The sequence below is a fragment of the Pseudomonas sp. RC2C2 genome (assembly GCF_018390435.1).
Taxonomy (GTDB): Bacteria; Pseudomonadota; Gammaproteobacteria; order Pseudomonadales; family Pseudomonadaceae; genus Aquipseudomonas; species Aquipseudomonas donghuensis.
Genome location: NZ_JAHBAX010000001.1, coordinates 2,877,999 through 2,898,004 on the forward strand (window position 1 = coordinate 2,877,999; position 20,006 = coordinate 2,898,004).

The following is a 20,006-nucleotide window of genomic DNA, read 5'->3' on the forward strand; positions in this document are numbered from 1 at the left end:
GGAGTTTCTCAGGGCCTCATCGCTGGCAAGCCAGCTCCCACAGGTACATGCAGTGCCTGTGGGGAGGCGCGGTCCTTGTGGGCGCTGGCTTGCCAGCGATGGGCCGCCAAGCGGCCCCGGTGGCTCAGTTGCCCTTCACCGCATAATCCGGCCGCTTGTCGTTGCCCGGAATGAACGGGCTCCATGGCTGCGCACGCAGCGGCTGCCCGGTTTCCCAGACCACGTTGAACTGACCGTCATCCTGGATCTCGCCGATCATCACCGGCTTGTGCAGGTGGTGATTGCTCTTGTCCATGGTCAGGGTGTAGCCCGACGGCGCCTTGAAGGTCTGCCCGGCCAGGGCTTCGCGGACCTTGTCGACATCGGTGGACTTGGCTTTCTCGACCGCCTGGGCCCACATATGAATGCCGACGTAGGTGGCCTCCATCGGGTCGTTGGTCACCGCCTTGTCGGCGCCTGGCAGGTTCTTGGCCTTGGCGTAGGCTTTCCAATCGGCGACGAACTGGCTGTTGACCGGGTTATCCACCGACTCGAAGTAGTTCCACGCCGCCAGGTGCCCGACCAACGGCTTGGTGTCGATGCCGCGCAGTTCTTCCTCGCCCACCGAGAAGGCCACCACCGGCACGTCGGTGGCTTTCAGGCCCTGGTTGGCCAGTTCCTTGTAGAACGGCACGTTGGAGTCGCCGTTGACCGTGGAGATGACCGCGGTCTTGCCGCCGGCGGAGAACTTCTTGATGTTGGCGACGATGGTCTGGTAATCGCTGTGGCCGAACGGCGTGTAGACCTCTTCGATGTCCTTGTCGGCCACGCCCTTGCTGTGCAGGAAGGCGCGCAGGATCTTGTTGGTGGTGCGCGGGTAGACGTAGTCGGTACCCAGCAGGAAGTAGCGCTTGGCGCTGCCGCCGTCTTCGCTCATCAGGTATTCCACCGCCGGGATCGCCTGCTGGTTGGGTGCGGCACCGGTGTAGAAGACGTTCGGCGACATCTCTTCGCCCTCATACTGCACCGGGTAGAACAGCAGGCCATTGAGCTCTTCGAACACCGGCAGTACCGACTTGCGCGACACCGAGGTCCAGCAGCCGAACACCACCGCGACCTTGTCCTGGGTCAGCAGCTGGCGGCCCTTTTCGGCGAACAGCGGCCAGTTCGAGGCCGGGTCGACCACCACCGGCTCCAGCAGCTTGCCGTTGACCCCACCCTTGGCGTTGATTTGCTCGATGGTCATCAGGGCCATGTCCTTGAGCGAGGTTTCGGAAATCGCCATGGTCCCCGACAGCGAGTGCAGGATGCCGACCTTGATGGTCTCGGCGGCCTGGATGCTCCAGCTCAGGCCCATGGCCGCGATGGACGCGCTGAGGGTAAAGGCCTTGATCAGACTGCGACGCTTCATAGTGCTCTCTCCATGGAATCGGATGTTCTGTTGGGCAGATGGCGACTTCGCCCAAGAGCGTTAGCAAGGGCTGTGCCGGGTAGCGCGAGGCTGTCTGGGACAGGGGTTTCATGGGGATTTGCGACGGCAATGAAGCGTGCCTGCACCGTGATGGCGCCGGGACCTGTGCGCTGCAAACTTGTCTGCACAGCTTTGGTTCGCGCGGGTATCATCGCCGCCTTCAACACCGATCAGGGACGATGACAGTGAACAGACACGTGCGTGCAGGGATGCTGGTGGCCGGCTTGTGGGCCGCAGTGGGGCAGGTGCAGGCCAGCGAGCCGTCCTCGCTGTATTTTCGCTGCAACATGACCGCTGCCCAGTACGCCGAGGTCAAGGCCGCCCCGCCAGGCGGGGCGCCAGCCTTCGATGATTGGCAGCAATGGTTCGACAGCCATGGGATGTATGGCCCGGGCAAGGTCAGGAGTGAAGACCTGCGGCCGCTGGTGGCGCGAAACCTTAGAGAGCTGGTCGGCGTCACTGGTTGGGGCACGTACTCGGAGTACGACGAGAAGGCGGGCGCCTGGCGTTTCGCCCTGTTGCAGTTCAGTGATAACTACGGCGAGATGATCTCCCTGCTGGCGCCGCTACGCAGCGTCGCACCCTATTGCGCGGCCGACTCCGACAGTTTCATGCTGGTCTACTCGTACATCTGGGGCAACGGCGACGACGCCTACCTGACCCTCAACGGCCGCAGCCAGTTTGCCAAGGCGCCGACGCCGGCCCAACGTCAGGAGGCCGACGCAGTGCTGGCCGAACTGTTCAAGGCGGCACAACGCTAAGCGGCCCTGTGCTGGCTTTAATCAACCCTCACCCACGGAACAAGGACAGACCCGATGGAAGCTTCGTCGCTGTACATTCGCTGCAACCTCAGCCCCGCTGCCTATCAGGCGGTTATGAGCGCGCCGGTGGCCAACCCGCGGCAGTTCGATGATTGGCAACGCTGGTATGACAGCAAGGACGCCTACGGGGCGGGTGAGCTGTCCGCCCATGACCTGGACCGATCCACTACCTGCAGCCTGGGCGACCTGATCGCAGGTTGGGTTGAGTTCTCCCCGGGTAGCCGCAGTCATTACGATGAGCAGGCCGGGGTGTGGACGTTCGCCGTGCTGGAGTTCACTGACAATTATGGCGAGATGCTGCAACTGCTGGCGCCCCTGCGGCAGGTCGCGCACTACGCCGACGTCGATTCGGACAGTTTTCTGCTGATCTATTCGTACATCTGGGGCAATGGCATCGATGCCTGCCTGAGCCTTGGCCAGGGCCGCAGTGAGTTCATCGACGGCCCGAGCGAGGCACAGCGCGCCGAGGCCGCCGCCGTACTGGAACAGCTGTGGGACAGTGTGGCGGCGGCGTACGAGCAGGGCGGCCTGTAGTTCGGCTGATCAGCTGTCGGCGTTGGCCATCAGCAGCGCGCGGTTACGCCGCACGAACTGGTAGGTCACGGTCAGCAACACGAACCACAGCGGCGTGACGATCAGTGCCTGGCGGGTATCGTGCTCTAGGCCCAGCAGCACCAGGATGAAGGCGAAGAACGCCAGGCACACCCAGCACATCAAGCGCCCGCCAGGCATCTTGTACTTCGAGGCCTGGTGCAGCGCCGCGCGCTGCTTGCGGTAGCTCAGGTAAGACAGCAGGATCAGGGTCCAGACGAACATGAACAGGATCGCCGATACCGTGGTCACCAGGGTGAAGGCTTCGATCAGGTCGGGGACCACATACATCAGTGCGGCGCCCAGCAGCAGGCAGGTGCAGGAGAAGTACAGGCCGTTGGCCGGCACCTTGCGGCTGGAAAGGTGTTCGAAGCTGCGGGGTGCATCACCCTGCTGGGCCAGGCCGAAGAGCATGCGGCTGGTGGAGAACACGCCGCTGTTGGCCGACGAGGCCGCCGAGGTCAGCACCACGAAGTTGATGATGCTGGCCGCCGCCGGCAGGCCGGCGAGCACGAACAGTTCCACGAACGGGCTCTTGCCGGGCACCACGTCGCGCCATGGCGTGACCGCCATGATGGTGATCAGCGCCAGCACGTAGAAGACGATGATGCGCACCGGGATCGAGTTGATTGCCCGCGGCAGGTTGCGCTCCGGGTTCTTCGCTTCGGCGGCGGTGGTGCCCACCAGTTCGATGCCGACGAAGGCGAACACGGCAATCTGGAAACCGGCAAAAAAGCCCATCAGGCCATGGGGGAACATGCCCTGGTCATTCCACAGGTTGGCAATGTCGGCGGTGCGCCCGGCGGGCGACTGGAAGCCGGCCACGACCATGTACAGACCGGTGCCGACCAGGGCGACGATAGCGACGATCTTGATCATGGCGAACCAGAACTCGATTTCGCCGAACATCTTCACCGTGATCAGGTTCAGTGACAGCAGCAGGCCGACACAGGCAATCGCCGGCGCCCATTGCGGCAAGTCAGGGAACCAGAACTGCGAATAGGCCGAGATCGCGATGACATCGGCGATGCCGGTGATGATCCAGCAGAACCAGTAGGTCCAGCCGGTAAAGTAGCCGGCCCAGGGCCCGAGCAGGTCGGCGGAGAAATCGATGAACGACTTGTAGTTGAGGTTCGACAGCAGCAGTTCGCCCATGGCACGCATGACGAAGAACAGCATGAAACCGATGATCATGTAGACGAAGATGATCGACGGACCGGCCAGGCTGATGGTCTTGCCCGAGCCCATGAACAGGCCGGTGCCGATGGCACCACCGATGGCGATCAGTTGGATATGGCGGTTGGACAGGCTGCGTTGCAGGTGGTCATGGTCATCGGGAACGGGGTGTTGCGGGGGCAGGTTCACAGTCATCGGCAGGCATTCCGTTGAGGTCAGTCTTTTTGTGCGCCGCTAGGCTAACACGCGCCTTCCTGGCGCTAGCGCGACAATACGTCTCAAGGCGCCGGCGGTGTTGACCGCGATCAACGTCGGCGCATCAGGCCGATAAAGAACAAGCCACCAATGGCGGCGGTGGCGATGCCGATGGGCAGGTCCTCGGGCGAGATCAACGTGCGCGCGGCGACGTCGACCCAGATCAGGAACAGGCTGCCCAGCAGCAGGCACACCGGCAGCAGGCGGCTGTGCTCGGCACCGACCAGGCGCCGGGCGATGTGCGGCACCATCAAGCCGACAAAGCCGATCGAGCCACTGATCGCCACCAGCACGCCGGTCAACAGTGAACAGATCAGAAACGCCAGCAGACGGACCTTGCGCGCATTCAGGCCAAGGGTCACGGCGGTCTGCTCACCGGCCATCAGCGCGTTCAGCGAGCGGGCCATGCCCAGCAGCAAGGCCAGCCCCAGCAACACGCTGATGGCCGGAATCGGCAGCAGCTCCCAGCGCGCCAGGCCCAGGCCGCCGAGCATCCAGAACATCACCGCCGAGCTTGCCCGGTGATCACCGAGAAACAGCAGCAGGTTAGCCGCTGCCATCATCACAAAGGCCACCGCCACGCCGCAGAGCAGCAGACGGTCGCTGTCCAGGCGGCCGTGGCGGCTGGCGATGGCCAGCACCAGCAGCATGCTGCACAGGGCACCGATGAAGGCCGCCAGGGGCAAGGTCAACACACCCAGCAGTTCACCGATATGCAGCACCACCAGTACTGCACCGAGTGTTGCCCCGGAGGTGACGCCGAGCAGGTGCGGGTCGGCCAGCGGGTTGCGGGTCACGGCCTGCAGTACGGCGCCAATCATCGCCAGGCCGCCGCCGACCAGCGCCGCCAGGAGCATGCGCGGCACGCGAATCAACCAGACGATATGCTCCTGGCCGGTGCTCCATGCAGGCGCTTCGCCGGTAACGCCGAACAGCTTGAACAGCAGGACCCGCCAGACCACCTCGACCGGCACCGGTGCCGAGCCGAAGCCCAGGGAGACCACGCAGGAGACCAGCAGCAGGGCGAACAGCCCGAGCAGCAACAGGCGATGACGGGCGCTTGCGGACCTCATGCGCCGTGCAGGCTCTTGGCGATGGTCTCGATGGCTTCGACGTTCTCAAGGCTTGGCGTGGCCGCCACGTAAGGAATGACCACGAAGCGCTTGTTGCGGATCGCATCGACCGATTGCAGGGCTGGGTGCTGTTGGAGAAACGCCTGCTTCTGCGCGGCGCTGACTTCGCCATAGTCGACGATGACGATCACCTCGGGGTTGCGTTCGACCACGCTCTCCCAGTTGACCCGGGTCCAGCTGGCCTCGATGTCGTCGAGCACATTGCGCCCGCCCGCTGCGGCGATCAGCGCCTCGGGCATGCCCAGGCGCCCGGAGGTCATGGCCCGGTCTTCGCCGCTGTCGTAGAGAAACACCCGTGGGCGCTGTGCCGGCAAGTGCTGCTGGACCACGGCGACGCGCTGTTGCATCTCACCGATCAGTCGCTCGGCGCGTTCCTGCACGTCGAAGATCCTGCCGAGGTTGCGCAGGTCGGTATAGGTGTCATCCAGGCTCGCGGCCGGGCGCTTCATGACAAAGGCGCAGGACTCGGTCAACTCATAGACCGGGATGCCCAGCGGCGCCAGGCTCTGTGGCGTCAGGTCGCCACCGACGCGCATGCCGTAGTCCCAGCCGGCGAACAGGAAGTCGACATTGGCGTTGAGCAGGGTTTCCACCGACGGGTACTTGGCCGCCAGTTCCGGCAGGCCGTCGAGTTGCTTGCGCAACTGCGGGGTCACCGCCTTCCAGCCGCTGACGCCGCTGTAGCCGACCATGCGCGAGCGCAGGCCGAGGGCGAGCATCATCTGGGTCATGTTGATGTCATGGCTCAGGGCATGCTCCGGGGCTTGGGTGAAGGTCACCTGGCGGTTGCAGCTCTGCACGGTCAACGGGTATTGGGTCGCCTCGGCGAAAACGCCGGGGCTGGCCAGCAGCAAGGCCAGGCCGAGCAGCAGGGTGGATCGAATCATCGCTGGGTTATCCAGGTAAGGCGTGGGTGGTCAGCCAGAGGGTGGCGGTCGATCAGCGCTTGCACGCCGAACACCTCCTGCAGCAACTCGGCAGTCAGCACCTGGTCAGGCGTGCCGCTGGCGACGATGCGCCCGTGATCGAGCACATACAGGCGATCACAGAAGGCCGCAGCCAGGTTCAAGTCATGGATGCTCGCCAGGGTGCCAATGCCCAGGCGCCGCACCTGCTGCAACAGCTCCAGCTGATAACGGGGGTCGAGGTGGTTGGTCGGCTCATCGAGGATCAACACCTGGGGTTGCTGGACCAGGGCGCGGGCGAGGATCACTCGCTGCTTCTCGCCGCCGGACAGGCTGGCGAAGGTGTGGTCATCAAAACCCTGCAGGCCGACCGCCTGCAAGGCCTGTTGCACCAACTGGCGATCCGCGTGACTGTCGCCGTCGAACAGGCCTTTATGGGGCGTGCGGCCCATGGCGACGACTTCCTCGACATTCAGGCCGAAGGCATCGGGAAACTCCTGCAGCACCACGGCAATGCGCTGGGCGCACCAGCGCGAAGACTGCTGCCACAGGTCATGTGCGCCCAGGCGCACCTGGCCGCGTTCCGGCTTGTTGAAGCGGTAGGCGCAGCGCAGCAGGCTGGTCTTGCCGCTGCCGTTGGGGCCGATCAGGCCGACGAACTCGCCGACGCCGACCTGCAGCTCAACGGCGCGCAGCTGGAACTGGTGGTGGCAGTGGCCGTGGCCCAGGGGCGACCAGTACAGGTCGCTGATACTCAGGGTACTCATCAAGGTCCTGCGGGCCTGAAAAAGCGGGGGCCTATGTTAACGGATTTGCTGTAGGAGCGGCGGCGTGGCGATTCGCCTTGCCCCGCGATAGCGGTTCTTCAGTCGCAGGGTCTCGCGGGGCAAGCCCGCTCCCGTGTTGCCTGGGGAAGGCGCGATCAGTAATCGCGCCCGGGGTGGGTCAGAAACTCAGGTCGACCTTGGTCCAGAACGTACGCCCCGGCTCATTGATCGGCTGCGGGTCGCTGGCCGGGAAGCCGAAGCCGGCATTGCCCGCCAGGTTCAAGTGTTCGGCGTACGCCTTGTCGAACAGGTTGTCGACCCCGGCACTGAGTTTGAGGTTGTTGCTGACCTTGTAGGCGCCGTTGAGCGAGAACACGCCGAAACCGCCGCTCTTCTCATAGTCCTTGCCCACCACGTTGCCGGAATTCTCGGCGATGCGGTTTTGTGCCGCGACCAGGCGCCACAAGGCGCCGGCGCTCCACACATCACGGCTGTAGGTCAGGCCCAGGCGGCTTTCCAGCGGTGGCATCTGCGGCAGTGCCTTGCCGTCGCTGCTGTTCTTGCCCCACGCGTAGGCGAGGGTGGCGTCGGCTTTCCAGTTGCTGGTCAACTTGTACGCCGCGCCCAGTTCGCCGCCCATGATCCGCGCGTCGATGTTCTGCGCGCGCGAGCTGGGCATGCCCATCATCCCCGGCCGGTAGTCGAAGAGGATGTAATCGCGAATCTGCCCGACATAGCCCGAGGCCCAGGCGTCGATGGTCTCGGTCTGGTACTGGATGCCGAAGTCGAGCTGGGTGGTTTTCTCCGGCTTGATACTGTCGAAGGCGTTGACTGAACCGGCCGGACCGGACTTGGGCGAGAACAGCTCCCAGTAGTCGGGAAAGCGCTGGGCGTGGCCGAGGCCGACGTAGGTGGTGGCGGGAACGTCCACCAGGTCATGCTCGTAGCGGATAAAACCGCTGGGCAGGGTATCGGCGCGGGTATTGTCGCGAGTGGCGCTGGTGGCTCGGTAGTCCTTGGCCGATGCACGGTCCAGGCGCGCGCCGGTGATCAGCCGGTCCTGTTCGGCGGCGTACCAGGTCAGTTCGCCGAACACCCCGTAGTTGTGGAAGTCGGCGTCCTTGGTCCAGGCCATGTGCTTGTGCGCATCGATGCCCATGCCGCCGCGTTGGCGGTGTTCGTTGGTCTGCGCGTCGATGCCGCTGATCAGTTGCAGGTCATCCCAGCGCCAAGTGCCCTTGATTCGCCCGCCAAGGGTCCGTCGGTCGACGTTGCTGACCATCGGCATGCCCATCATGCCCATGCCCGAGGGCGTGCGCAGGCTGTAGTTGTCCATCACGTGGTCGGCATAGTTGTAGTAGACCTGGGCTTCGAGCTTGTCCCAGACCTCGCCGATGTTGGACTTCTCGAAACGCAGGCCAAGGCTTTCGCGCTTGAACTGCGAGCCGTCCATGCCGCGCCCGGCGTAGCGGGCTTCACCGTCGCCCTTGCCGGCGGTCAGTTCCACCAGGGTGTCGGCGTCCGGCGTCCAGCCCAGGGCGACGTCACCGTTCCATTTGTCCCAGCGCGACGGCACGGTGTCGCCATTGCCGTCTTCATAGTCATCGGAGCGCGACTGGTTGCCGACGAAACGCGCATAGCCGTAGCGATTGCCGGCGGCGGCATCCAGCACCTTGTCGAAGCGGCCGTTGGAGCCACCCAGCAGGCTGGCGTTGACGCGGCTGCCGAGCTCGCCGAATTTTTCCGGCTCGCGGTCAAAGAGGATGGTCCCGGCCGAGGCGCCCGGGCCCCAGATCACGCTTTGCGGGCCCTTGATCACGGTCAGGCGGTCGTAGGTTTCCGGCGAGATGTACGAAGTCGGGGCATCCATGCGGTTGGGGCAGGCGCCGAGCATCACGCCGCCGTTGGTGAGGATGTTCAGGCGTGAGCCGAACATGCCGCGCAGGACCGGGTCACCATTGGTGCCACCAGCGCGAATGGCCGAAAAGCCCGGGATGGTTTTCAGGTAGTCGGCGCCATCACTGGCCGGTACCGGCTGGCGTGGGTCCTTGGGGTTGGTGACGATGGTCAGTGGCGAGCTGGGAGCCACGGCGGTGATCACCGTCGGGCTCAGTTCGGCCTGGTCATGGACATGCGTGTCCTGGGCCTGGTTGGCGGCCAGGGCCAGGGGGCTGAGCAGGGTGCCGCAGATCACGGCGATGGTCCCTTGCAGGGACAGACGAAAAACAGCGGTGCAGCCGGACATAATGATTCCAACATCGATCAGTCATAAGGGTGCGCGCAGTCGACGGCAGTTGCCGGACTTCGGGCGCAGGTAGTGGGCTCAGACGACGATGGGGGAAGGCGGCGCGCGGCTGCGGGCGCCGGGGAATACCGTCTGCCGGGCATGGCCCTGGCGCGGGTGGACGAGCAGTCGGTGGCTGGCGGGAACGGCTTCGGTGTTGAGCAGGCTCAGGGCCTGGGGCAGCGCCGGGCAATGGAAGAACAGGCTGCAATAGCCGCACTTCTCCCAGATCACCTTCAGCGCCGGGCTACCACCGTGGTGGCTGTCGGCATGGCAATAATCGGCAGCGCTGTCCATGCTCATGCCGGCCGGCATGGCACGGTGATCCATCGGCATCGACTGGGAAACCAGTGGGCCGATAAAGATCATCAACATGGCGAACAGGCTCAGCCAGCTGCCGCGAACCGTCCTCGACTCAGGACGCGCGGTGTGGCTGAACCTGCTGCGGGCGATCGTCACGCCGGGCAGCCTTCAGCGATCAATGGCTGTGGGCGGCTTCCTCGGGTGCCTGCTTCTGTACCGCGACCTCGACGGTGATATCACCGGCGTTCTTGAAATGCAGGGTCAGCGGGAAGCGCTTGCCATCAGCCAGCAGGCTGCGGTCCTTGGGCTGCATCAGCATCACGTGGTAGGCACCGGGGGCGAACTTCAGGTCGCCACCGGCAGGGACGTCGACGCTCTGTACCTGCTGCATTTTCATCAGGCCGTCCTTGTGCACATGCTCGTGCAACTGGGCATCGTCGCTGATCGGGCTGTTGACGCTGAGCAGGGTGTCGGCCGTCTTGCCGTTGTTATGCACGACGAAATAGGCCGCCACGTTGGGCGCGTTGGGCGGCAGTTCCTGCGACCACGGGTGAGCGATATGCAGCTCGCCTACGGTGTATTCATGGGCATTGGCAAAGGTCGCCGGCAGCATCAGTGCGGCCAGCAGCAGGGCGTTCTTGAACATGGTGATTCTCCAGTCGATTCAGGTTCGCAGCAGGTAGCGCAGTGAACTCAGACCAGAGGGGAGGCGCGTGGGTTGAGGGCCGGCCACTGTTGCCGGGGTGTCGGCTGGTGGATGGCAAGCAGCGCAGGCGCACGGGCGAAATCCTGGCTGGGCATCAGCAAGCGTGGTGGGTGGCCAGGCAATGCCAGCAAGGGCGCTGCGCCAGAGCAGCACCAGCAGTGCTGCATGCTGGAGTGATCATCGCCTTGCTGGCCGAGGTCGATCTTGCCCAGGGCAATGATTTGCGCCTTGGCCTTGCCGCCGACACTCGAACAGAAGGCGCCCCATAGCAGTTGTTCGGCCGGCCCCTTGGGGGCTGCGGACGCCAACGGCATGGCCAGCAGATTGAACAGCACTGCGAAGCAGGCGATCCAGGCAATGGCGGGCCGATATGGGGACATGGAAAGATCCGGTCAGGAATCAGAGGTGGCTATTGTAACGCCCAGTATAGGGAAAATTACCGGGGGTGCGGTGAAGTGCCGCACACCCGGCCAGCATCAGGCCTGCTTGTTGCGGCCCATCAGCCCGCGCACGGTTTCCTGCAGGTCGGCGGGCAGCACCACGACCTTGGCGTTGTCGCTGCTGGCAAGGCTCTCCATGGCGCCGATGTAACGCTCGCCCAGCAGGTACATTGCCGGGGTGATCTCGGTACCCACCGCGTCCTTGACCAGGGTGATCGAACGCGCCGAGGCTTCGGCGAGGTTGATCTGCGCTTCGGCGTCGAGCTTGGCTGCCTGCTGGCGCGCTTCGGCTTCAAGGATGGCGGCCTGCTTGGCGCCTTCGGCCCGGGTGACGTCGGCTTTACGTTCACGCTCGGCGGCGGCCTGGCGCTCCATGGCCGCCTGCATGTTCTGCGACGGCTTGATGTCCTGGATCTCTACCGAGCGCACGGTCACGCCCCAGTCTTCGGTCTGCTCGGACATGGCTTCGCGCAGGCGCGCCTTGATCTGTTCGCGGCTCGACAGCGCTTCGTCCAGGTCCATGGCGCCGACGATGGCGCGCAGCGAGGTCATGGTCAGGCTGGTCACTGCGAAGGTGAAGTCCTGGACACCGTAGGCGGCCTTCTGCGGGTCGACGACCTTGGCGAAGCACAGGGCGTTGGCGACGATCACCGCGTTGTCGCGGGTAATGATTTCCTGCTGCTGTACATCGAGGATGATGTCCTTGGTCGGCAGGCGGTAGGCGACCACGTCCATGTACGGGATCAGCAGGTTCAGGCCTGGCTTGAGGGTGCTGTGGTAGCGGCCCAGGCGCTCGACGATCCACTCCTCGCCCTGGGGCACGATGCGCACGCCCTTGAACAGGGTGAGGAGGGCGAATGCGGCGATCGTGCCGACGACGATAAGGCTGGTCATGAGTCAAAGCTTCCTTTTTTGCTGATCAGGCCCGGGTAACCCGGGCGGTATTGCCTTCGATGGCGGTGATGCGCACGCGCTCGCCCGAGGGGATCTCGGCATCGGCAACGCAGATCCACTCCTCGTTGCCCAGGATGGGTTTCTGGAAGCGCACGCGGCCTTTCTGGAATTCAGAGACCGTGGCGGTGAGCAGGCCGACCTCGCCGATCACGCTGTCGGCGGTCCAGCGGGTGTCTGGCTGCTTCTTGCGAAACACCTTGAACCACAACAGCGTGGTGATGGATGAGAACACCACCCACAGCAGCATTTGCATGTCGAGTTGCAGGCTCGGCGCCAGAAAAGCGATGAACGAAACCAGCACGGCGCCGATGCCGAACCAGAGGATGAAGAAGGTTGGCAGGACCAGTTCAAGCACTACAAGGCCGAAACCGAATACCAGCCAGATCCACCATTGCATTTCCATATGGGTGAAGTCTTCCGGGGTGAGGAGGGGCGTAGTGTAAGGCAGTGGGGTGGGGATGGGGCAAATCAACCCAGTAAGAAACCTCCTAAAATATAGCTCGCCTTCTGTGGGGGCTGGCTTGCCAGCGATGAGGCCAGGCTAGGCGATAAAGCTGTGTTGTCTGGATTGCGACCGCTCTGCAGTCGATCGCTGGCAAGTCCCGCTCCCACAGGTTGTGGTGCAAGCAAATCCATCAAGGCAGGTCTGCCAATAGCTCTGAAGGGCTGAAGAATTCTCTGTCGACTGGCGGCAGTTCCGGTCGCTTGAGGATCAACACCGGCACTCGCCGTTGCCTGGCGATTTCAAGTTTGGGTTCGGTCGCCCCGCTGCCACTGTTCTTGCTGATCAGCACATCGATCTGCCGCCGCTCGAACAGCGCGCGTTCGTCGTCCAGGTGAAACGGCCCGCGTGCGCCGATCACTTCGCAGCGCTCATTGCCAGGGCAGGCTTCAAGGGCGCGCAAGGTCCAGAACTGATGGGCGGGAATTTCCTGCAGATGCTGCAGCGGCTCACGGCCGAGGGTGAACAGCGGCCGCTGGAACGGGCGCAGGGCATCGATCAACTCGGCCCAGTCGGCCACCTCGCGCCAGTCATCGCCGGCCTGGGCTTGCCATGCCGGGCGGCGCAAAGCCCAGCACGGCACGCCGGTGAGCTGCGCGGCGCGAGCGGCGTTGGCGCTGATCCGGGCGGCGTAGGGGTGGGTGGCGTCGATCAGCAGATCGATGTTGTGCGCAAGCAGGTAAGCGGCCAAACCCTCGGCACCGCCAAAGCCTCCGACCCGCACCTGGCACTTCAGGTCAGTGGGCACCCGGCCAATTCCGGCCAGGCTGTAGACGTGCTGCGGGTCCAGGGTGCGGGCAATGGCCAGGGCTTCGGTGATGCCGCCGAGCAACAGGATGCGTTTCATGCAAAGCCCCCCGCATGGCCAACGATGCCACCCTGGCGATCGATGGCAAACACCTCCACCTGCACCTGCGCCGGTACTACGCTGCGGGCAAAGGCCAGGGCATGGGCGCAGACCGCGTCGCCCAGGGCAACGCCGGCGGCGCTGGCCAGGGCCAGCGCCTGCTGGCTGGTGTTGGCCTGGCGAATCGCGTCTTGCAAGGCGTCGTCGGCACCGATCGCCGCCGCCCAGTCGGCCAGTTGCGGCAGGTCGATGCTCGAATGGCGGCTGTGCAGGTCCATGTGCCCGGCGGCCAGCTTGCTGATCTTGCCAAAGCCACCGCACAGGCTGAGTTTATCCACAGGCACTTTGCGCAGGTGCTTGAGCACCGCGCCGACAAAGTCGCCCATTTCGATCAGGGCGATTTCCGGCAGGTTGTAGACTCGGCGCATGGTGTCTTCGCTGGCGTTGCCGGTGCAGGCGGCGATGTGCTGGTAACCGTTGGTTTTCGCCACGTCAATGCCCTGGTGGATCGAGGCGATGTAGGCCGAGCAGGAGAACGGCCGGACAATGCCGCTGGTGCCGAGGATCGACAGGCCGCCAAGAATGCCCAGGCGCGGGTTCATGGTTTTCAGCGCCAGGCTTTCACCGTCCTGGACGTTCACCGTGACCTCGAACCCGCCTGCGTAAGCGTGTTCGGCGGCCAGGCGCTGCAGGTGTTCGGTCATCATCCGCCGGGGTACCGGGTTGATGGCCGGCTCGCCAACCGCCAGTACCAGCCCGGGGCGGGTCACCGTGCCGACGCCCTTGCCAGCGACAAAGCGTACGCCAGGCTCCGCCTGTAAACGCACGCGGCTGTAAAGCAGGGCGCCGTGGGTAACGTCCGGGTCATCGCCGGCATCCTTGAGGGTGCCGGCCTCGGCGCCATCCTCCAGCAGGCGGCAGAACTCCAGGCGCATCTGCACCACCTTGCCCTTGGGCAGGGTGATGTGCACGGCGTCATTGCCCTCGCCGGCAAGCAGCAGGCGGGCCGCTGCGAGGCTGGTAGCGGTGGCGCAGCTGCCGGTGGTCAGGCCGCTGCGCAGCGGGGCGGGTTGTTCCCGGGTCTCGTCACGCATCGACAGGCTTGACCGCTTCTAGCAGGGTAATCGGCAGGGCCTGGCGCCAGGTATCGAACTCGCCCAGCGGTTGCGCCTGGGCGATATGGATGCGGGTCAGCTCGCCGCCATGCTGCTCGCGCCAGTTGACCAGGGCCAGCTCGCTTTGCAGAGTCACGGCATTGGCCACCAGACGCCCGCCCGGGCGCAGTTGCTCCCAGCAATGCTGCAACACGCCTGCGCGGGTCACGCCGCCGCCGATGAAAATGGCATCAGGGCGCTCCAGGCCCTGCAGGGCCATCGGTGCGCGGCCGCGGATCAATTGCAGGCCGGGCACGCCGAGGGCATCGCGGTTGTGTTCGATCAACTGCTGGCGCCCCTCATCGGACTCGATGGCCAGCGCCCGGCAACTGGGGTGGGCGCGCATCCACTCGATGCCGATCGAGCCGCTGCCAGCGCCGACATCCCAGAGCAGTTCACCCGGTCGCGGCGCCAGGCGCGCCAGGGTAATGGCACGCACATCGCGCTTGGTCAGCTGGCCATCGTGCTTGAAGGCGCTGTCCGGCAGACCTGCCAGGGGCGACAGGCGCGGCGCATCGGGTGCGGCCAGGCATTCGATGGCGATCAGATTCAAGTCGGCAACCTGTGTGTGCGCAAAGTGCTCGGCAGTGCCCTCGAGTCGGCGTTCGGCGTTGCCGCCAAGGTGCTCGAAGACCTGCAGCCGGCTCGGCCCGAAACCGCGCTCACGCAGCAATGCGGCGATGGCAGCCGGGCTGCTGCCATCGTTGCTCAGCACCAGCAGGCGCATGCCGCTGTACAGATGAGCGTTGAGCGCCGCGATCGGCCGCGCCACCACCGAAAGGCTCAGTACCTCCTGCAACGGCCAGCCCAGGCGGGCGGCGGCCAGGGCGCAGGAGGAGGGCATCGGCAGCACGTTCATTTCACTGACATCGAGCTGCCGCGCAAGGCTTGCGCCCACGCCATAGAACATCGGGTCGCCGCTGGCCAGCACGCACACCGGTTCGCCACGCAGGGCCAGGACCGGCGCCAGGGAAAAAGGGCTGGGCCAGAGCAGGCGTTCGCCAGTGATGCAGTGCGGCAGCAGATCCAGCTGGCGCTGGCCGCCAAACACCCGTGAGGCGCCCAGCAGCGCGCGCCGGGCATTCTTGCCCAGGCCACTGAAACCGTCTTCACCGATACCTACTACTGTCAGCCAGGGCGACATGGATTTCCTCAATTCAACGCAATCCGACCGGCAGGCTTTTCATGCCTTCGGACAAAGCAGGCATAATACCGCGCCTTCTACACTGAAGTGCCTTTTCACGATTGCCGGGTGACCTTTTGAACCAGCCTGTATCGGCCCACCAGCCCCAAGCTTCGCTGCGTCCCTCGGCCTGTCCGGGGTTGTGGCGCATCGTCCAGGCGCTGGACGGCGGCATCTGCCGGATCAAGCTGGCAGGCGGAGCGCTGACGGCGGATCAGGCCGAGGCCGTTGCCACTGCGGCCGAGCGCTATGCGGGGGGTGAAATAGAAGTCACCAACCGCGGCAACCTGCAGATTCGCGGCATCGGCTGCGACCATAGCGGGCTGATCGAGCTGCTGCTGGCTGCCAGCCTTGGGCCACGCGAGGCCGCCGGCGACGATGTGCGCAACCTGATGCTCAGCCCCACCGCAGGCATCGATCCGCAGATGCTGCTCGACACCCGGCCACTGGCGCAGCAGGTGCTGCAGTCGCTGGAAACCACCCCGCGCTTTCATCAGCTCTCGGCCAAGTTCGCCGTGCAGCTGGATGGCGGCGAGGCCCTGGCGATGCTCGAGCACCCCCATGACCTGTGGCTCAGCCCGCTGAAGCTTGACGACGAACTGTGGCTGGCGTTCGGCCTGGCGGGCTGCCCGGCCCAGGATGCGCCGCTGGGCGCCGTGCCCCTGACGCGCGGGCACGAACTGGTACTGGCGGTGCTCGAGCGGTTTCTCGATCTGGCCCGGCCTGAGCAGACGCGGATGCGCCAGTTGCTGGCCGAGCATGCACCGCAGGCCTTTACCGCCGGGTTGGGCTTGCCGATCCGGGCTGACGCAGCGGTCTGTCAATGGCGCCGCTCGCTGACAGCGGCTAGCTATCTGGGCATTTATCCCCAACTGCAAACCGGCCTGAGCGCTGTCGGTGCCGCAGCGCCGCTGGGCCGCCTGAACCCTTCGATGCTGCGCGTCGCGGCCCGGCTAGCACGTGAACAGGGCGACGGCACCCTGCGCATGACCCCCTGGCAAAGCCTGTTGCTGCCCGCTATTGCCCAGCGCCATGCCGAGCGGGTCAGCGAGAGTCTGGCCCAACTGGGGCTGCTGGTCTCGGCGAGTGAACAACTGTCCCGTCTGGTCGCCTGCACCGGTTCCGCCGGCTGCGCCAAAGGCCAGGCCGAAACCAAGGGCGATGCCCGCCTGCTGGCGACTCTGCTGGCCCCCGGTGCCCCGGCCAGCGTGCACCTGAGTGGCTGTCCGCGCTCTTGCGCCATGGCCCACGTGGCGCACGCCACCTTGCTGGCGCAAAGCCCCGGCCACTACGACTTGTACCTGCGTGACGCAACCGAGCCGGGCTTCGGCCGCCTGCGCGCACGCAACCTCACACTAAAAGAAGCCGGCGCACTGCTAGACGCCGGCTCACGGAGCACCCTTGATGATTGATTACATCCGCGATGGTCAGGAGATCTATCGCAATTCCTTCGCGATCATTCGAGAGGAAGCCCGGCTCGATCGCATCCCGGCCGATCTGGAAAAGCTCGCGGTCCGCGTGATTCACGCCTGCGGCATGGTCGATGCGATCGATGGCCTGCAGTTCTCTTCGGGTGCCGGCAAGGCCGGGCGCGATGCCCTGGCCGCCGGCGCGCCGATCCTTTGCGATGCGCGGATGGTGTCCGAGGGTATTACCCGTGCACGCCTGCCAGCCAACAACCCGGTGATCTGCACCCTGCGCGACGAGCAGGTGCCGGCGCTTGCCCGTGAGCTGGGCAACACCCGTTCGGCGGTGGCCCTGGAGCTGTGGCGGCCGCACCTGGAAGGCAGCGTGGTGGTGATCGGCAACGCGCCGACTGCGCTGTTCTACCTGCTGGAAATGCTCGACGCCGGCGCGCCCAAACCCGCGCTGATCCTCGGCTTCCCGGTGGGCTTTGTCGGCGCCGCCGAGTCCAAGGCGATGCTCGCCGCCGACAGCCGTGGCGTGCCGTTCGTGATCATGCAGGGGCGCCTGGGCGGCAGCGCCATGGCCGCCGCGGCGGTCAATGCGCTGGCCACGGAGGTCGAATGATGCAGGCTCGTGGACGTTTGCTGGGCCTGGGCGTCGGCCCCGGCGACCCGGAACTGATCACCGTCAAGGCATTGCGCCTGCTGCGCGAGTCGCCAGTGGTGGCCTACTTCGTTGCCAAGGGCAAGCGCGGCAACGCCTTCGGCATCATCGAAAGCCATCTGCAGGAAGCCCAGACCTTGCTGCCATTGGTGTACCCGGTGACCACCGAAGTGCTGCCGGCGCCGTTGTCTTATGAACAGGTCATCAGCGATTTTTACGATGCCGCCAGCCTTGAGGTTGCCGCGCACCTGGATGCCGGCCGCGACGTGGCGGTGATCTGCGAAGGCGATCCGTTCTTTTACGGCTCCTATATGTACCTGCATGACCGTCTCGCCGAACGCTACGAAGCCCAGGTGATCCCGGGGGTCTGCTCGATGCTCGGCGGCGCCTCGGTGCTCGGTGCGCCGCTGGTGTATCGCAACCAGAGCCTGTCGGTGCTCTCTGGCGTGCTGCCCCATGATGAACTCAAGCGCCGCCTGGCCGATGCCGATGCCGCGGTGATCATGAAACTTGGGCGTAACTTCCCCAAGGTTCGCGATGTGCTGGCCGAGCTCGGCCTGGCCGAACGGGCCCTGTATGTGGAGCGGGCGACCATGGCCAACCAGAAGATCGTCGCCCTGGACGAGGTCGATCCGCAGTCCTCGCCATACTTCTCGCTGATCATCGTGCCCGGTGAAAGGTGGCAAGGTTGATGACCCGTAAAGCCCCGGCCATCGTCATCCTTGGCAAAGGCAGCCTGGCCACTGCCCGTAAGATCCAGCAGCTGTACCCGGACGCGCTGATCCATGGCCTTGAAGGCCGGGTCGAAGGCGCCGACCGCAGTTACCAGGCGTTCGGCGCTACCGTGCGCCAGCTCTATCAGCAAGACACGCCAATCATCGCCCTGTGCGCTGCCGGCATCGTCATCCGCACCCTGGCCGGCCTGTTGCTGGAGAAGGGCGCCGAGCCGCCGGTACTGGCGGTGGCCGAGGATGGCAGTGCCGTGGTGCCGCTGCTCGGCGGCCTCGGCGGGGTCAATCTCATGGCCCGGGAAATCGGTGCCGGCCTGGGTGTGGCGGCGGCGATCACTACCAGTGGCGAGCTGCGTTTCGGTACCTGCCTGCTCAACCCGCCCAGCGGTTATGCCCTGGCCGACCTTGAGCTGGGCAAGCGTTTCGTTTCCGATCTGCTGGCCGGTGAAAGCGTGCGCATTGACGGCGCCGCGCCCTGGCTTGAACAGGCGCAGCTGCCGCAAAGCGAGCAGGCGCAATTGGCGATTCATGTCGGTTGTGACGCCCGTGAAGCCTCTGCCAATGAGCTGGTGATCTATCCGCGCTGTGTGCTGGTGGCAGTCAGCGAGGTGCTGCCGGAGCTGGCCCAGGCCATTCGCACTGCTCTGCAGGCAGCACGGATTGCCGAGCCGGCGCTGGCCTGCCTGCTGGCAGCAGAGCAGCACATGGCCAACCCAGACCTGCACGCGGCTGCAGCCGAGCTGGGCGTGGCACTGCGCTTTGCCCCGGGTGCCGGCGATGCCAGTGCCCTGGCCGCTCAGGCAATGCCGCAATTGCTGCCACCGCAGCCGGTGAGCGATGGCCTGGCCATCGTGGTCTCGAACCAGCCGATCGACCCGCAGCACATCGGCCGCGCCCGCGGGCGCCTGGCGGTGATCGGCCTCGGGCCTGGCGCTGCCGACCTGATGGTGCCGGCGGTCAAGGCGGAGCTTGCGCGAGCCAACGATGTGCTCGGCTATGAAACCTATGTGCGCATGGCCGGGCCGTTCCGTGCCGATCAGGTGCTGCACTGCACCGACAACCGCGAAGAGATGCAGCGTGCCCGGCACGCCTTCGAGCTGGCGGCGCAAGGACGCTCGGTAGTGGTGGTGTCTTCGGGCGACCCAGGTGTGTTTGCCATGGCTGCGGCGGTGCTCGAAGCATTGCACGAGTCGAGCGATCCACACTGGCATGCAGTGGAGCTGGAAATGCTGCCCGGTGTTTCCGCTTCCCTGGCGACTGCGGCGCAGGCCGGCGCTCCCTTGGGCCATGACTTCTGCGTGCTGTCGCTGTCGGACAACCTCAAACCCTGGTCGATCATCGAGAAGCGCCTGGACCTGGCCTGCCAGGCCGACCTGGCGCTGGCCTTCTACAACCCGATCTCGCGCTCGCGCCCGTGGCAGCTTGGGCGGGCCCTGGAAATCGTCCGCCAACATCGCACCGCCCTGACCCCTGTAGTCCTTGGCCGCGACATCGGTAGGCCGGGGCAGACGCTAAGGGTGGTCACGCTCGGTGAGCTGCAGCCGGAAATGGTCGACATGCGCACCATGGTGCTGGTCGGGTCCTCGACTACCTGCGAGTTTGCCCGCGCGGACGGTGGGCAGTGGGTCTATACCCCGCGCTGGTATCCGGCGCAGGGTTGATGCTGGCGTGGAAGGCTTTCGGCCCTGACCGAAGGTCGTGTCTCGAATAGTGTGAAGTTCCCGCCGATGTCGA

Annotated in this window: 20 protein-coding genes; 6 read left to right on the forward strand and 14 right to left on the reverse strand. The window is 65.2% G+C overall.

From position 1 onward, the window contains the following. Positions 1-124: 124 nt before the first annotated feature. Positions 125-1,390 (reverse strand): urea ABC transporter substrate-binding protein, encoded by a 1,266-nt coding sequence (urtA, locus tag KHO53_RS13265; protein ID WP_010221653.1) that lies wholly within the window; start codon positions 1,388-1,390, stop codon positions 125-127. Positions 1,391-1,635: 245 nt separating this feature from the next. Here urtA and KHO53_RS13270 point away from each other — a divergent pair, with 245 nt between their 5' ends. Continuing rightward, on the forward strand, positions 1,636-2,211 hold the full coding sequence (locus KHO53_RS13270; protein WP_232531793.1) for a hypothetical protein: 576 nt from the start codon (positions 1,636-1,638) through the stop codon (positions 2,209-2,211). A 54-nt stretch (positions 2,212-2,265) separates the two neighbouring features. After that, positions 2,266-2,805, forward strand: coding sequence for a hypothetical protein (locus KHO53_RS13275; RefSeq protein WP_010221655.1), 540 nt, complete (start codon positions 2,266-2,268; stop codon positions 2,803-2,805). A 9-nt stretch (positions 2,806-2,814) separates the two neighbouring features. Here KHO53_RS13275 and cycA read toward each other — a convergent pair whose 3' ends face one another. From cycA to cbiE, 13 genes are all read right to left on the reverse strand, one after another. Further along, on the reverse strand, positions 2,815-4,233 hold the full coding sequence (gene cycA / locus KHO53_RS13280; protein ID WP_213570387.1) for a D-serine/D-alanine/glycine transporter: 1,419 nt from the start codon (positions 4,231-4,233) through the stop codon (positions 2,815-2,817). Between the two features lie 110 nt (positions 4,234-4,343). After that, the gene (locus KHO53_RS13285) at positions 4,344-5,366 is read right to left on the reverse strand and encodes a FecCD family ABC transporter permease (RefSeq protein WP_010221658.1); all 1,023 of its coding nucleotides are present in this window, start codon (positions 5,364-5,366) and stop codon (positions 4,344-4,346) included. Continuing rightward, the gene (locus KHO53_RS13290) at positions 5,363-6,313 is read right to left on the reverse strand and encodes an ABC transporter substrate-binding protein (protein ID WP_010221659.1); all 951 of its coding nucleotides are present in this window, start codon (positions 6,311-6,313) and stop codon (positions 5,363-5,365) included. Before KHO53_RS13290 ends, KHO53_RS13285 begins: the two co-directional genes overlap by 4 nt. Continuing rightward, positions 6,310-7,098, reverse strand: coding sequence for an ABC transporter ATP-binding protein (locus tag KHO53_RS13295; protein ID WP_010221660.1), 789 nt, complete (start codon positions 7,096-7,098; stop codon positions 6,310-6,312). Before KHO53_RS13295 ends, KHO53_RS13290 begins: the two co-directional genes overlap by 4 nt. 178 nt (positions 7,099-7,276) lie before the next feature. Further along, positions 7,277-9,343 (reverse strand): TonB-dependent copper receptor, encoded by a 2,067-nt coding sequence (locus tag KHO53_RS13300; protein WP_010221661.1) that lies wholly within the window; start codon positions 9,341-9,343, stop codon positions 7,277-7,279. A gap of 78 nt (positions 9,344-9,421) precedes the next feature. Then, positions 9,422-9,841, reverse strand: a complete 420-nt coding sequence (locus KHO53_RS13305) for a DUF2946 domain-containing protein (RefSeq protein ID WP_036995534.1) — start codon at positions 9,839-9,841, stop codon at positions 9,422-9,424. A gap of 19 nt (positions 9,842-9,860) precedes the next feature. Next, a complete protein-coding gene (locus tag KHO53_RS13310; RefSeq protein ID WP_010221663.1) occupies positions 9,861-10,331 on the reverse strand; it encodes a copper chaperone PCu(A)C in 471 nt (156 codons plus the stop codon). Between the two features lie 47 nt (positions 10,332-10,378). Further along, positions 10,379-10,771 (reverse strand): DUF2946 domain-containing protein, encoded by a 393-nt coding sequence (locus KHO53_RS13315; RefSeq protein WP_010221665.1) that lies wholly within the window; start codon positions 10,769-10,771, stop codon positions 10,379-10,381. A 96-nt stretch (positions 10,772-10,867) separates the two neighbouring features. After that, positions 10,868-11,725, reverse strand: coding sequence for an SPFH domain-containing protein (locus tag KHO53_RS13320; RefSeq protein ID WP_010221666.1), 858 nt, complete (start codon positions 11,723-11,725; stop codon positions 10,868-10,870). Positions 11,726-11,750: 25 nt separating this feature from the next. Further along, positions 11,751-12,188 (reverse strand): NfeD family protein, encoded by a 438-nt coding sequence (locus tag KHO53_RS13325; protein ID WP_010221667.1) that lies wholly within the window; start codon positions 12,186-12,188, stop codon positions 11,751-11,753. 232 nt (positions 12,189-12,420) lie between these two features. After that, positions 12,421-13,134 (reverse strand): cobalt-precorrin-6A reductase, encoded by a 714-nt coding sequence (locus tag KHO53_RS13330; protein WP_010221668.1) that lies wholly within the window; start codon positions 13,132-13,134, stop codon positions 12,421-12,423. Further along, positions 13,131-14,228: a cobalt-precorrin-5B (C(1))-methyltransferase gene (locus tag KHO53_RS13335; protein WP_010221669.1), complete on the reverse strand. Its 1,098-nt coding sequence runs from the start codon at positions 14,226-14,228 to the stop codon at positions 13,131-13,133. Before KHO53_RS13335 ends, KHO53_RS13330 begins: the two co-directional genes overlap by 4 nt. Beyond that, positions 14,221-15,432: a precorrin-6y C5,15-methyltransferase (decarboxylating) subunit CbiE gene (cbiE, locus tag KHO53_RS13340; RefSeq protein WP_159388056.1), complete on the reverse strand. Its 1,212-nt coding sequence runs from the start codon at positions 15,430-15,432 to the stop codon at positions 14,221-14,223. The genes KHO53_RS13335 and cbiE overlap by 8 nt, the downstream gene beginning before the upstream one ends. 116 nt (positions 15,433-15,548) lie before the next feature. Between cbiE and cobG the strand changes: the two genes are divergently transcribed. Genes cobG through cobJ form a run of 4 tightly spaced genes read left to right on the forward strand, consistent with a single transcriptional unit; the run spans position 15,549 to position 19,933 of the window. Further along, positions 15,549-16,883, forward strand: coding sequence for a precorrin-3B synthase (gene cobG / locus KHO53_RS13345; protein ID WP_283772000.1), 1,335 nt, complete (start codon positions 15,549-15,551; stop codon positions 16,881-16,883). Then, complete coding sequence (locus tag KHO53_RS13350; protein ID WP_010221672.1) at positions 16,876-17,502, forward strand: precorrin-8X methylmutase; 627 nt, start codon at positions 16,876-16,878, stop codon at positions 17,500-17,502. Before cobG ends, KHO53_RS13350 begins: the two co-directional genes overlap by 8 nt. Next, positions 17,499-18,233 (forward strand): precorrin-2 C(20)-methyltransferase, encoded by a 735-nt coding sequence (locus KHO53_RS13355; protein ID WP_374045236.1) that lies wholly within the window; start codon positions 17,499-17,501, stop codon positions 18,231-18,233. The genes KHO53_RS13350 and KHO53_RS13355 overlap by 4 nt, the downstream gene beginning before the upstream one ends. After that, the gene (cobJ, locus tag KHO53_RS13360; RefSeq protein ID WP_213570388.1) at positions 18,233-19,933 is read left to right on the forward strand and encodes a precorrin-3B C(17)-methyltransferase; all 1,701 of its coding nucleotides are present in this window, start codon (positions 18,233-18,235) and stop codon (positions 19,931-19,933) included. Before KHO53_RS13355 ends, cobJ begins: the two co-directional genes overlap by 1 nt. The last annotated feature ends 73 nt before the right edge of the window (positions 19,934-20,006 follow it).